This is a genomic window from Falsirhodobacter sp. 1013 (genome assembly GCF_051195255.1).
Classification (GTDB): domain Bacteria; phylum Pseudomonadota; class Alphaproteobacteria; order Rhodobacterales; family Rhodobacteraceae; genus Falsirhodobacter.
The window spans coordinates 328,874-339,732 of sequence record NZ_JBNJLK010000003.1 but is presented as its reverse complement, the minus strand read 5'-3'; the positions used below and the strand labels follow the sequence as shown (position 1 = coordinate 339,732).

At 66.9% G+C, this 10,859-nt stretch carries 15 protein-coding genes, 1 tRNA gene and 1 pseudogene; 10 read left to right on the top strand and 7 right to left on the bottom strand.

Features of this window, described 5'->3' with window-relative positions; translation table 11 throughout:
• A pseudogene (locus ACSHZY_RS07940) lies at nt 1-151 on the top strand (IS481 family transposase); the annotation flags it as partial.
• Nucleotides 152-204: 53 nt separating this feature from the next.
• On the opposite strand, the gene ACSHZY_RS07935 reads toward ACSHZY_RS07940, so the two are convergent.
• Complete coding sequence (locus tag ACSHZY_RS07935) at nt 205-921, bottom strand: GNAT family N-acetyltransferase (RefSeq protein WP_435167854.1); 717 nt, start codon at nt 919-921, stop codon at nt 205-207.
• Between the two features lie 102 nt (nt 922-1,023).
• On the opposite strand from ACSHZY_RS07935, the gene msrB reads away from it, so the two are divergent.
• Nucleotides 1,024-1,434 carry a peptide-methionine (R)-S-oxide reductase MsrB gene (msrB, locus tag ACSHZY_RS07930; protein WP_435167851.1) on the top strand — a complete coding sequence of 137 codons (411 nt, stop codon included), beginning with the start codon at nt 1,024-1,026 and terminating at the stop codon, nt 1,432-1,434.
• On the opposite strand, the gene ACSHZY_RS07925 is transcribed toward msrB, so the two are convergent.
• The gene (locus tag ACSHZY_RS07925) at nt 1,416-1,877 is read right to left on the bottom strand and encodes an outer membrane protein assembly factor BamE (RefSeq protein WP_435167848.1); all 462 of its coding nucleotides are present in this window, start codon (nt 1,875-1,877) and stop codon (nt 1,416-1,418) included. The two genes, msrB and ACSHZY_RS07925, sit on opposite strands and share 19 nt — an antisense overlap.
• A gap of 89 nt (nt 1,878-1,966) precedes the next feature.
• On the opposite strand from ACSHZY_RS07925, the gene ACSHZY_RS07920 reads away from it, so the two are divergent.
• The 8 genes from ACSHZY_RS07920 to ACSHZY_RS07885 all read left to right on the top strand — a co-directional run bounded on the left by ACSHZY_RS07920 (nt 1,967) and on the right by ACSHZY_RS07885 (nt 7,281).
• Nucleotides 1,967-2,512: a YceD family protein gene (locus tag ACSHZY_RS07920; protein WP_435167845.1), complete on the top strand. Its 546-nt coding sequence runs from the start codon at nt 1,967-1,969 to the stop codon at nt 2,510-2,512.
• A 140-nt stretch (nt 2,513-2,652) separates the two neighbouring features.
• Complete coding sequence (rpmF, locus tag ACSHZY_RS07915) at nt 2,653-2,859, top strand: 50S ribosomal protein L32 (protein ID WP_271973521.1); 207 nt, start codon at nt 2,653-2,655, stop codon at nt 2,857-2,859.
• Between the two features lie 20 nt (nt 2,860-2,879).
• Nucleotides 2,880-3,983 (top strand): phosphate acyltransferase PlsX, encoded by a 1,104-nt coding sequence (gene plsX, locus ACSHZY_RS07910; RefSeq protein ID WP_435167841.1) that lies wholly within the window; start codon nt 2,880-2,882, stop codon nt 3,981-3,983.
• Nucleotides 3,980-4,936, top strand: coding sequence for a beta-ketoacyl-ACP synthase III (locus ACSHZY_RS07905; protein ID WP_435167839.1), 957 nt, complete (start codon nt 3,980-3,982; stop codon nt 4,934-4,936). Before plsX ends, ACSHZY_RS07905 begins: the two co-directional genes overlap by 4 nt.
• 75 nt (nt 4,937-5,011) lie before the next feature.
• Nucleotides 5,012-5,314 (top strand): integration host factor subunit alpha, encoded by a 303-nt coding sequence (gene ihfA / locus ACSHZY_RS07900; protein WP_435167836.1) that lies wholly within the window; start codon nt 5,012-5,014, stop codon nt 5,312-5,314.
• 13 nt (nt 5,315-5,327) lie between these two features.
• Nucleotides 5,328-6,032 (top strand): MerR family transcriptional regulator, encoded by a 705-nt coding sequence (locus tag ACSHZY_RS07895; RefSeq protein ID WP_435167833.1) that lies wholly within the window; start codon nt 5,328-5,330, stop codon nt 6,030-6,032.
• A gap of 64 nt (nt 6,033-6,096) precedes the next feature.
• Nucleotides 6,097-6,174 (top strand) — tRNA-Pro (locus tag ACSHZY_RS07890).
• A 54-nt stretch (nt 6,175-6,228) separates the two neighbouring features.
• A complete protein-coding gene (locus ACSHZY_RS07885; protein WP_435167830.1) occupies nt 6,229-7,281 on the top strand; it encodes a 2'-deoxycytidine 5'-triphosphate deaminase in 1,053 nt (350 codons plus the stop codon).
• Here ACSHZY_RS07885 and ACSHZY_RS07880 read toward each other — a convergent pair.
• From ACSHZY_RS07880 to ACSHZY_RS07860, 5 genes are read right to left on the bottom strand one after another with little or no spacing between them, the layout of a single operon-like run.
• Nucleotides 7,278-7,475: a hypothetical protein gene (locus tag ACSHZY_RS07880; RefSeq protein WP_435167828.1), complete on the bottom strand. Its 198-nt coding sequence runs from the start codon at nt 7,473-7,475 to the stop codon at nt 7,278-7,280. The two genes, ACSHZY_RS07885 and ACSHZY_RS07880, sit on opposite strands and share 4 nt — an antisense overlap.
• A gap of 2 nt (nt 7,476-7,477) precedes the next feature.
• Nucleotides 7,478-8,080, bottom strand: coding sequence for an SMC-Scp complex subunit ScpB (scpB, locus tag ACSHZY_RS07875; RefSeq protein WP_435167825.1), 603 nt, complete (start codon nt 8,078-8,080; stop codon nt 7,478-7,480).
• Entirely contained in the window at nt 8,077-8,844 is a 768-nt protein-coding gene (locus ACSHZY_RS07870; protein ID WP_435167822.1) for a segregation and condensation protein A, read from the bottom strand. Before ACSHZY_RS07870 ends, scpB begins: the two co-directional genes overlap by 4 nt.
• Before the next feature lie 3 nt (nt 8,845-8,847).
• Nucleotides 8,848-9,837, bottom strand: coding sequence for a beta-N-acetylhexosaminidase (nagZ, locus tag ACSHZY_RS07865; protein WP_435167819.1), 990 nt, complete (start codon nt 9,835-9,837; stop codon nt 8,848-8,850).
• A complete protein-coding gene (locus ACSHZY_RS07860; RefSeq protein ID WP_435167816.1) occupies nt 9,834-10,805 on the bottom strand; it encodes an SPOR domain-containing protein in 972 nt (323 codons plus the stop codon). Before ACSHZY_RS07860 ends, nagZ begins: the two co-directional genes overlap by 4 nt.
• Nucleotides 10,806-10,859: the final 54 nt, after the last annotated feature.

Here is a 10,859-nt window from a genome sequence, read left to right as displayed (position 1 = left end):
GGAGGCCGCCGTCAAGCGCTTCCACTACGACAGCCATGACCAGCTCCGCGCCCACCTCGCCGACGTCATGGCGGCCTGCAACTTCGCGCGCAGGCTCAAGACCCCCGGCGGCCTCACGCCCTACGAATACATCTGCAAGATCTCGACATAAGAGCCAGACAGATTCATCCTGAACCCGATCCAGAAGATGCCGGGATAGAACACCTAGGCCCTCTGCAGCGCCTGCACGCGGGCGGGCGGCATCAGATGCAGTTCCACCCCCGTGAAGACGTGCATCGTGTTCATCTGCCCGTCCACGACGGCATGGTCCGACACCCATCCCCCCATCAGCAGATAGCTGCGCAACAGGGGCGGCATGGACCGCATCGCCCGCTGCATGTCGATCACGTGCCCGTCCAGCAGGGTGGCGTAAGGGAAGACCTGCGGCGCCTTCTGGCCGGGGGCCCAGGGGTCGGGCGCCAGATGCGCCTGCCGCAGCAGCGCGAAGGCGTCGGCATAAGGCTCCGGCTGCGTGCCAAGGAACGAGGAGCAGCCGAACAGGATCCGCGCGTCGTATTCCGCCACGTACCGCGCCAGCGCCCGCCACGCGAACCGCACGATGGACGCCTGGTGCCGGTCGGGATGCAGGCAAAAGCGGCCGATCTCGATCATGTGACCGTCGTAGTCGCGCAGCGCCGTCAGGTCGTAATGCTGGGCGGAATAGCTTTGGTCCACCTCCCCCGGCGTCAGGTGCAGGATGCGGAAACAGGCGACCAGATCCTCCCCCTCCTCCACCAGGACGTGGGTGCACAACTCGTCGAAGCGGTCGCGGTCGGGTTCGGCCAGCTGAAAGGCCAGCGTCCGCAAGGCCTGCGCGCGGGCCAGATCCTGCGGCTCCGTTGCTTCGCGTGCGGTCAGGCGTCCCCGGGTCAGGCTCCGCATGTCGGTCGCTCTCCTTGGCGTTGGCCGTGCCTGACCCTAGATATCGTTGCAGCGGCGGGCCGGCACAAGCGATTGCCGGCTCCGCGCAAGCAGGAGATCAGAATGGTTGAAAAAGTCATCAAGAGCGATGCCGAATGGCGCGAACAGCTGACGGATGAACAGTACCGCGTGATGCGCAAGCATGGCACCGAACGTCCGGGCAGCCACGAGGATCTGCCGACGGAAGCCGGCACCTTCACCTGCGCCGGCTGCGGCGCCCCGTTGTTCGAACAGGAAACGAAATTCGAAAGCCATTGCGGCTGGCCCAGCTTCTATGCCCCTGCGGGCGAGGACGCGGTCGGCATGTCGCGCGACAACTCGCTGGGGATGCAGCGGATCGAAGTGCATTGCCCGCGCTGCGAGGCGCATCTGGGTCACGTCTTCCCCGACGGCCCGCAACCGACGGGGCTTCGTTACTGCATCAACGGCGTGGCGCTGGATTTCGAACCCCGCGATCAGTCGTCCAGCACCTGATCGGCGCGCAGGCGGCCCACCGAACCGAACAGCTGGCGCAGGAAGCTGCTTCCTTCCACGCCGCTGTCGGTGACGCGGCGCGAGAGAGGGACGATGCGGCCCTGCTCCAGCCCAAAGCGTTCGACGTTGCTGACGCGGCCCTGCGGGTTGAAGCTGACGGCCACCACCTCGCGCCCGATTTCGCGACGCGACAGGCCGAAGGTGCGGAAGCGGCTTTGCACGTAGAACCAGCCGGAATCGTTGGCAAGGGTCGTGACTGCGGGCATGCCGATGACTTCGCGCACCTCATCCCGGGTGGCGCCGATCTGGACCCGCCCCAGATCCTGATCCATCGGCACGTAGCCGTGGTTGCGATAGATCGGCGCGCAGGCCACAGTGGCCACCAGGGCCAGCCCCGCCACGACATTCCGCAGCACCGCCGTCTTTCGTCCTGCCAAAGCCATGCCCACCCCTTGCCTTGCGGGCCGTGGGCCCATATCGACCTTTGGCTTAACAGAAGGTCCCGCCCCTGTTCAAGAAAGGAAGCGCATCCATGACCGACGAACCGCAGAACCACACGTTCCGGGTCGCCACCCTGCCCGCGCGCAAGCCGCAGCGGTTCCGCCTGACGCCGTCAGCCAAGGATCGCGCGACGCTGGCAAAGGATCTGGACATCACCGCCATCGCCGCCCTGACCTTCGAAGGGGAAATCCGGGCCGAGGGGCGCGAGGATTACCGTCTGGACGGACGCCTGAAGGGCACCGTGGAGCAGCCTTGCGTTGTGACGCTGGCCCCCGTGGTCACGAAGATCGACGCCCCCGTGCGGCGGCGCTATTTGGCCAGCTACGTCGCCCCCACGGGCGAGGAGGCGGAGATGCCCGAGGACGACACGCTGGAGCCCATCCCCGAGGTGATCGACCTGCGCGACATCGCCGCCGAGGAACTGGCCCTGGCCCTGCCCGACTGGCCCCGCGCTCCGGGCGCCGAATTGGGGGAAGCGGTTTTCGCGGCCCCCGACGCCGCGCCGCTGCGCGATGCGGACCTGCGGCCCTTCGCCGGGCTTCAGGCCCTGAAGGACAAGCTGGAAAAGGACGGCTGAACGGCCTGATTGGGGCTTGCATCGGGGCGGGATTTCGCTATGTTCCGCGCCTCATCGGACATGCAAACCCGCATTCGGGGGCTGTTCGGATTCTAGGAAACACCAGGGGACTTGTCCCCTCATAAACTGAGGTGGAGACAATGGCTGTCCCGCAGAACCGCGTTACGAAATCCCGCCGCAACATGCGCCGCTCGCATGACGCCCTTGTCGCTTCGAACCCGGCAGAGTGCTCCAACTGCGGCGAACTGAAGCGCCCGCACCACGTTTGCGGCGCCTGCGGTCACTACGATTCGCGTGAAGTCGTCGCGACCACGACCGAGGTCGACCTGGACGATGACGCGGCGTAAGCCGCGCCATTGATGCAAGGATGCCGAGCGAGACGATGACCCAGACGTCGGGCGCAGAGCGCAGGATCGTCATCTCTGTCGACGCCATGGGCGGCGACCGAGGGGCGGCTGACGTCGTGGCCGGTCTTGCCGCATCCGCACAACGGAACCCCGAGATCCATTTCATCCTTCACGGAGATGAGGCGGAGATCGGGCCCCTTCTGGAAAAGCGCGCGGATCTTGCAGGCCGCTGCGAGGTGCGCCACGCGCCCCGCGTTGTCACCATGGACGACAAGCCCAGCCAGGTGATGCGCCACGGTCAGGGCACGTCGATGTGGTCGACCATCGAATCGATCCGCTCGGGCGAAGCGCAGGCCGCCGTGTCCTGCGGCAACACCGGCGCCCTGATGGCCGTGTCCATGCTGCAACTGCGCAAGATGCCGGGCATCAACCGCCCGGCCATCGGCGCGCTGTGGCCTTCGACCAATCCCGCCGGTTTCAACGTCATCCTGGATGTCGGCGCCGATGTGCGCGCGGACGCCGAGGACCTGCTTCAATACGCGCTGATGGGCGCCTCCTATGCCCGCAACGGCCTGGAACTTGTGCGCCCCCGTGTCGGCCTGCTGAACGTCGGCACCGAGGAGCACAAGGGCCGTCCCGGCATGAAGGAGGCGCATGACCTGATCGCCGCCCGTGCCGAGGCCGGAAGCTACGATTTCGTGGGCTTCGTGGAAGGCGGGGACATCCCTTCCGACCGTTGCGACGTCATCGTGACGGACGGCTTCACCGGAAACATCGCGCTCAAGACCGGCGAAGGCACGGCCAAGCTGATCTCGGCCTTCCTGCGCGAGGCCTTTGCCGCCACCTTCCTGTCGAAGATCGCCGCCATGCTGGCTCTCGCCTCGTTGAAGCGGATGCAGAAACGGATCGACCCACGTCGCGTGAATGGCGGGGTGTTCCTTGGCCTGAACGGAACGGTCGTGAAATCGCACGGATCGGCGGACGCGACGGGCGTCTCCTCGGCGGTGAAGCTGGCCTTCCAGCTGGCCAAATCCGGCTTCAACGAACGGCTGGCGGCGCGCGTTGCGCCGGCTGTGGCAGCGGGACAGGATCCCGCCATGACCAAGGACGGAACCACCGGATGACATTGCGTGCCGTCGTGAAGGGTGTGGGGCATTACCTGCCCGACCGTGTCGTGTCCAACGCCGAGCTGGAAGCCAGGATCGAGACGTCCGACGAATGGATCCGGACGCGCACCGGGATCGAACGCCGTCATCTTGTGGCCGAGGGCCAGACCACGACCGACTTGGCCACCCGCGCCGCGCGCGCCGCGCTGGCCGATGCCGGTCTGGAACCCGACGACATCGACACGATCATCGTCGCCACCTCCACCCCCGACCTGACCTTCCCGTCCACCGCGACGATGGTGCAGGGCGAATTGGGAATGACGCGCGGCTTTGCCTTCGACGTGCAGGCGGTCTGCGCCGGCTTCATCTTCGCGCTGACCAACGCCGACGGGCTGATCCGTTCCGGCCAGGCCAAACGCGTCCTCGTCATCGGGGCCGAGACGTTTTCCCGCCTGATGGACTGGGAAGATCGTACAACGGTCGTCCTGTTCGGCGACGGCGCCGGTGCGTTGGTTCTGGAAGCGGCCGAGGGAGAGCGCGGCATCCTGTCTTCGGACCTGCACAGCGACGGGCGCTTCCGCGATCTTCTTTATGTGGACGGCGGCACCTCGACCGGCAAGACGGGCTACCTGCGGATGCAGGGCAAGGAAGTCTTCCGTCATGCTGTCAGCAAGCTGGCCGAAACCGCCCACACCGCGCTGGACAAGGCCGGTCTGACCGCCGACGAAGTGGACTGGATCGTGCCGCATCAGGCCAACCTGCGCATCATCAGCGCGACCGCGCAGAAGATGGGCCTTCCGATGGAGAAGGTCGTGGTGACCGTTCAGGATCACGGCAACACCTCGGCCGCGTCTATTCCGCTGGCGCTGTCGGTCGGCAAGGCGCGCGGGCAGATCAAGACGGGCGACGTCATCGTGACCGAGGCCATTGGCGGTGGCCTGGCCTGGGGTTCGGTCGTCCTTCGCTGGTAATCAACGCAAAGTTGTCCACCTTGACAGGGTACCACCCGCGCACCATCCTTCTTGCGGGTATAAAGGGGGGTGAGGATGAGCGGTAAGACTTTGACGCGCATGGATTTGAGCGAGGCCGTTTTCCGCGAGGTGGGGCTGTCGCGAAACGATTCGGCGCAACTGGTGGAAAGCGTGCTGCAGCACGTGTCCGACGCCCTCGTCGCCGGGGAGCAGGTGAAGATCTCCTCCTTCGGGACGTTTTCGGTGCGCGACAAGGCGGCGCGTGTCGGACGCAACCCCAAGACCGGGGATGAGGTGCCGATCAGTCCGCGCCGCGTGTTGACCTTTCGCCCCTCGCACCTGATGAAGGAACGTGTCGTCTCGGGGACGAAGAAGTAACACGAGGATTCCGATGGAGAAATCGGCCGACGCCTTCCGCACCATCAGCGAGGTGGCCGACGTTCTGCAGACACCGGCCCATGTGCTGCGTTTCTGGGAAAGCCGGTTTCCGCAGATCAAGCCTGTCAAGCGGGCCGGGGGGCGCCGATACTATCGGCCCTCCGACATCGCCCTCTTGGGGGGCATCCGCAAGCTGCTGCACGATGACGGGATGACGATTCGCGGGGTCCAGAAGATCCTGCGCGAACAGGGCGTGCGTCGCGTGGCCGAAATGGCCCGCGTCGAGGAAGCCGGCTTCATCGAGGTCGAACCCGAAGACATCCTGCAAACGGCCGAGGTTCACGCCTTCCCGCAGCGCCGCGCCGTGTCCCACGTGTCGGCCGAAGACGCCGGCTGGACCTTTACCCCCGCTTCCGATTCAGAGGATGACACCGTGACCGAGGAAGAGTTCTTCTCCAAAGTCGAACCCAAGAGCAGCGGGGCCACCGATGACGCCGCACCCCCGCCCCTTGGGCACGGCGACGCCGCCCTTGCGCGCGAGCGGGCGGAGCGCTTACGCGACCCCTCGCCCAAGGCACCTGTTGCGGATTCGGGCCTGCGCCCCCTGATCAGCCGCCTTCTGGCGTTGGAGCCCGGCAGCGTCGAGATGGCCGAAATCCAGCCGTTGGTGGCACGCCTGACCGCCCTGCGCGACCGCATGACGCTTGTTGAAAGATAGTGACGTCTTTTCGCAGGTTTCGGCTTGCCCCCGCCGCGAATATTGATATGTATCCGCCCAGTGTCGGGCCGTGGCGCAGCCTGGTTAGCGCGTCCGTCTGGGGGGCGGAAGGCCGCGAGTTCGAATCTCGCCGGCCCGACCACAACAGAAAGCCGTCCGTGAAAACGGGCGGCTTTCGTCTTTTCAGGGGTATGGCATGATCGGTGTTCTTCCGTCGCAGCGTCTTCGTCGCATGATCGCAGAAGGCGCCCTTCGGGCCGAACCTGCAATCCTGCCCGAACAGGTGCAGCCGGCCAGCCTAGACCTGCGGCTTGGCACGCAGGCCTATCGCGTGCGGGCCAGCTTCCTGGCCGGCAAGGGCCGCACCGTCGCCGAACGCCTGACGGAGTTCGAGATGCACCGGATCGACCTGTCGGACGGCGCCGTTCTGGAAAAGGGTTGCGTCTACGTGATCCCGCTGATGGAGCGTCTGCACCTGCCCCCCGATGTCGCCGGCGTCGCCAACGCCAAAAGTTCCACAGGCCGCCTGGACCTGCTGACCCGCACGATCACGGATGGCGGGGTGGAATTCGACCGGATCGCCGCCGGCTATCATGGCCCCCTCTATGCCGAGGTATGTCCCCGCAGCTTCTCGGTCCTTGTGCGGCCGGGGATGCGGCTGAACCAGCTGCGCCTCCGCGTGGGGCAGTCGGTCCTGCACGATGACGAGTTGCGGGCCCTGCACGCCAACACGCCGCTGGTGGACGGCCCTGCCCTGATCGCCGACGGTCTGGGCTTCTCGGTGGATCTGGAACTGGGGCACCATGTTGGCTATCGCGCGAAACCGCACAGCGGGGTGATCGACCTTGGCCGCATCGCCCATTATCCCGCCGCCGATTTCTGGGAGGAGGTGACGACCACCAACGGCCAGATCATCCTCGATCCCGGCGCGTTCTATATCCTTGTCAGCCGCGAGGCGGTGACCATCCCCCCCGACCAGGCGGCCGAGATGGCGCCCTATCTGGCGATGGTGGGGGAATTCCGAGTCCATTACGCCGGCTTCTTCGATCCGGGCTTCGGCCACGGCGTCGGATCACGCGGCGTGCTGGAGGTGCGATGCCACGAGGCGCCCTTCGTGCTGGAACACGGGCAGGTCGTGGGCCGCCTGGTCTACGAGCGCATGGCCGAGGTGCCGGACGTCCTTTACGGCGCCGGCATCGCGTCCAACTATCAGGGCCAAGGGCTGAAGCTGGCCAAGCATTTCCGTTAACGCAGGCGGTTGGTGATCCGGGCGATCTTGCGCGCCTTCTGGGCCATCATCCGCGTCTTCTTCGCCCGTGCGCGTTCTTCCGGCGTCATCTCCGCCTCGCTTTTGCCGCGGCGGGAGGCATAGTCGATGCCCTTGTTGATGACCTTGCCCATCACCATGCCCACCAGCATCCGTTGCAGCACCTTGAAGTTCATGTTCAATCCTCCATCCTGTCCGGCGTGTCCCCCTCCGGGGCCGCCGGACCGCCGGGGGCGGGACGGTTCTCCAGAAGGCCTGCCTCTCGCAATTCCCGCAGGCCGGGAAGGTCGCGGGCAGTCTCCAAACCAAACTGATCCAGAAACTGTTCCGTCACGATGAAGGTCACCGGCCGCCCGGGCGTCATCCGGCGGCGGCCAAGGCGGATCCATTCCATCTCCAGCAACTGGTCCAGCGTGCCACGGCTGACGGCGACGCCGCGGATTTCCTCGATCTCGGCCCGCGTGACGGGCTGGTGATAGGCGACGATGGCCAGCGTCTCGATCGCGGCGCGGGACAGGCGGCGCGTTTCCACCACCTCGCGCTGCATCAGAAAAGCCAGATCGGGCGCGGTGCGGAACGCCCACGACTCGTTCACCCGTACCAGCCGCACGCCACGCCCTTCGTAACGTCGCTGCAAGGCCGCCACGGCGCCCGCGGGATCACACCCCTGCGGCATGCGCGCGGCCAGTTCCGCCAAACTCATCGGTGCGGCCGACGCAAAGAGCATGGCTTCCACCATCCGCTCCTGCTCCTCCGGGCTGGGTGGGGGGATGGCTGTCATTCTTTCTTCCGTATCTGAAGGGGGCCGAAGGTCTGGCCCTGCCGCAGGTCGATCTGCCCGCGCTTGGCCATCTCCAGCACGGCGGCAAAATGCGACGCCGTGGCGGACCGCCGGCGCATCGGATGCGTGTCCCACCCCGAGGGTAGCCAGTCGTGCAGGTCGCCCCAGTCGCCGAAATAGCCCAGCATCTCGCGCATCCGCTCCAGCGCCTGCTCCATGGTGAAGACATGCTCTCGGTCCATCACGAAGGGGCGGAATTCATCCTTCGTGCGCAGGCGGGCATAGGCGCGCATCAGCTCGATCAGGCTGGTGGAATACACGCTGCGCTTGTGGCGGATGACGGTTTCGGGCTCTCCCCTCGGGAAGACGTCGCGGCCCTTCTGGTCCCGCGCCATCAGGGCGGCGGCACGGTCGCGCATGGCCTGAAGGCGTTCCAGCTGCCAGGCCAGATGGTCGGCCATATCCTCGGCCGAGGGACCGCGTTCGGCCGGATCGGGCGGCAGCAGCAGGCGCGACTTCAGATAGGCCAGCCATGCCGCCATCACGAGGTAGTCGGCCGCGAGTTCGATCCGCAGGATCTTCGCCCGTTCCACGAAGGTCAGATACTGTTCCGCCAGTTCAAGGACCGAGATCCGGCGCAGGTCCACCTTCTGCGTGCGCGACAGCGTCAGAAGCAGGTCCAGCGGCCCCTCAAAGCCCTCGACATCGACGATCAGCGCCTCGGCCGCAAGGCGGTCGCTGACGCTTTCAGGCAGGTCGGTCATGGGTCAGGCGTCCAGAAGGTCCGACAGTTCCGCAGACAAGGCGGCCACGTCGATGGCCCTTGCCGGTGTACGGAGGGCCAGCGCCGCTTCGGCGCGGCGGCGGGCGTCGGGGCCCATTTCCCCCGCCGCCTCGGCCACGGCGCGCCGGGCGGGCATTGCGCCGTTGCAATGCAGGACCACGTCGCAGCCAGCGGCCAAGGACAGGCGCGTGCGTTCGGCGACGCTGCCCGACAAGGCCTCCATCTCGATGTCGTCGGTCATCAGCAGACCGTCGAACCCGATGTCCTGCCGGATCAGGTCGATCATCACCGGCGAACAGGTCGCAGGACGGTCGTCCAGCGCCGAGAAGACGATATGCGCGGTCATCGCCATCGGCAGGTGGTTCAGCGCACGGAACGGCGCGAAATCGCCTTCCAGCGTGGCGCGGTCGGCGGTCACGGTCGGCAGGTCGCGGTGGCTGTCGGCAGTCGCCCGTCCATGGCCCGGCATGTGCTTGATGACCGGCAACACGCCCTGCGCCAGATGCGCGTCGGCGGCCACGCGGGCAAGCTCCGTCACTGTCGAGGGGTCAAAGCCATAGCAGCGGTTGCGCAAGAAGGGATGCGTGGCGTCGGTCGCGACATCGGCCACGGGGGCGCAGTTCGCGTCGATCCCCACCGCCCGCAGTTCCGCCGCGATCAGGGCGAAGCGCAGCTTCATCGCGCGGTGCGGATCGCGGGCGCGCGTCATCATGTCCAGCGCAGGAAGATGTTCCGCCCAGTGCGGCGCGCGCAGGCGTTGAACCCGCCCGCCTTCCTGATCGACTAGGATCGGCGCGTCGCGGCCAACGGCCTCGCGCAGCTCGGCCGTCAGGCGGCGCAGCTGCTCCGGCGCGTCCACGTTGCGCGCGAACAGGATGAAGCCGAAGGGGTCCGCGTCGCGAAAGAAGGCCCGCTCCTCGGTCCCCAGCGTCAGCCCGTCGCAGCCGAAGATCGCCGCGCCGCGTCCGATCATCGGTTCACGATCGCGATGCAGGCGGCGTTTTCGGCCAGCAGCGCCGAACAGAAGCGCCGCGCGTCGGCCGCATCCTCGAACCCGGCGGCGCGCAGGCGATAGAAGGTGCGGCCGTTGCTGACGGCCTTCTGCACGATCAGGTTCTTCGCGCCGATCAGGTTGCCGAACTTGCCGGTCAGACGCGCCCATTCGGTACGGACCTGCTCCTCGTTGTCGAAGGCGCCCAGCTGGACCAGGTGTTCCCCGGATTTCAGGGCGGTCACCGGCATCTCCTTGGCCGGTGCGGCCACGGGGGCCGCGGGCGCGGTCGTCGCCGCCACCATCACGGGCCGCATCGGGGGACGAAGCGAGCGGATCACGGCACCCGGCGGCGCGGGCGCGACCTCCGGCTCTTCCTTCAGTTCCGGCGGGATGAGGGTGGGATCGATGGCGGGGGGCGCCACGGCGATCTCTTGGATCGGGTCGCCTTCCACGGTGCTCGACAGGCCCTCCTCGGGGTCGGGAACCATGGTGGCGGGGGCGGCCTGCTGGGCCGCGGGGATCAGCACGGTGCCGGTGGCGCCCGTCGCCTCGGCCACGGCGTCCATGATCTCCTTCGAAGGCTCCGACCCTTCCAGACCGGGGCCGTCGGCAAGGTCCAGTTCGGCGGGCTTCGGCGCCAGCAGCAGTTCGTCCGGCATCACGCCGGATGCGCCCGTGGCCGCGATGGCGTTGACCGCCAGACCTTCGCCATCGGTGATCTGACCGCCGGGGTTTTCGGGCGTGACACGCATCGGCCCTTCCAGCGCCCGCACCACGGGCACGCCCTGAACGTCGCGAACGGCGGTGTGATAGCCCCACCATCCCAGCGCCATGACCAGCGCCACCGAACTGACAGCTCCGGCGATGTTGATTGCGCGCTGAACGCGGTAGGGTCGCCGTGGCGCATAGTCCACGGCTCCGAATTCGTCGAAGTCCACCTCAGCCATGTCACTGCCCCAGTGCGGCGTCTGCGCGCCACGATCTTGCCCGTTTTCCACGCC

What these genes read in the sequence shown, in the direction of transcription:
- ACSHZY_RS07935 (WP_435167854.1), bottom strand. Translation starts at nt 921, where the DNA reads ATGCGGAGCCTGACCCGGGGACGCCTGACCGCACGCGAAGCAACGGAG.
- msrB (WP_435167851.1), top strand. Translation starts at nt 1,024, where the DNA reads ATGGTTGAAAAAGTCATCAAGAGCGATGCCGAATGGCGCGAACAGCTG.
- ACSHZY_RS07925 (WP_435167848.1), bottom strand. Translation starts at nt 1,877, where the DNA reads ATGGCTTTGGCAGGACGAAAGACGGCGGTGCTGCGGAATGTCGTGGCG.
- ACSHZY_RS07920 (WP_435167845.1), top strand. Translation starts at nt 1,967, where the DNA reads ATGACCGACGAACCGCAGAACCACACGTTCCGGGTCGCCACCCTGCCC.
- rpmF (WP_271973521.1), top strand. Translation starts at nt 2,653, where the DNA reads ATGGCTGTCCCGCAGAACCGCGTTACGAAATCCCGCCGCAACATGCGC.
- plsX (WP_435167841.1), top strand. Translation starts at nt 2,880, where the DNA reads ATGCCGAGCGAGACGATGACCCAGACGTCGGGCGCAGAGCGCAGGATC.
- ACSHZY_RS07905 (WP_435167839.1), top strand. Translation starts at nt 3,980, where the DNA reads ATGACATTGCGTGCCGTCGTGAAGGGTGTGGGGCATTACCTGCCCGAC.
- ihfA (WP_435167836.1), top strand. Translation starts at nt 5,012, where the DNA reads ATGAGCGGTAAGACTTTGACGCGCATGGATTTGAGCGAGGCCGTTTTC.
- ACSHZY_RS07895 (WP_435167833.1), top strand. Translation starts at nt 5,328, where the DNA reads ATGGAGAAATCGGCCGACGCCTTCCGCACCATCAGCGAGGTGGCCGAC.
- ACSHZY_RS07885 (WP_435167830.1), top strand. Translation starts at nt 6,229, where the DNA reads ATGATCGGTGTTCTTCCGTCGCAGCGTCTTCGTCGCATGATCGCAGAA.
- ACSHZY_RS07880 (WP_435167828.1), bottom strand. Translation starts at nt 7,475, where the DNA reads ATGAACTTCAAGGTGCTGCAACGGATGCTGGTGGGCATGGTGATGGGC.
- scpB (WP_435167825.1), bottom strand. Translation starts at nt 8,080, where the DNA reads ATGACAGCCATCCCCCCACCCAGCCCGGAGGAGCAGGAGCGGATGGTG.
- ACSHZY_RS07870 (WP_435167822.1), bottom strand. Translation starts at nt 8,844, where the DNA reads ATGACCGACCTGCCTGAAAGCGTCAGCGACCGCCTTGCGGCCGAGGCG.
- nagZ (WP_435167819.1), bottom strand. Translation starts at nt 9,837, where the DNA reads ATGATCGGACGCGGCGCGGCGATCTTCGGCTGCGACGGGCTGACGCTG.
- ACSHZY_RS07860 (WP_435167816.1), bottom strand. Translation starts at nt 10,805, where the DNA reads ATGGCTGAGGTGGACTTCGACGAATTCGGAGCCGTGGACTATGCGCCA.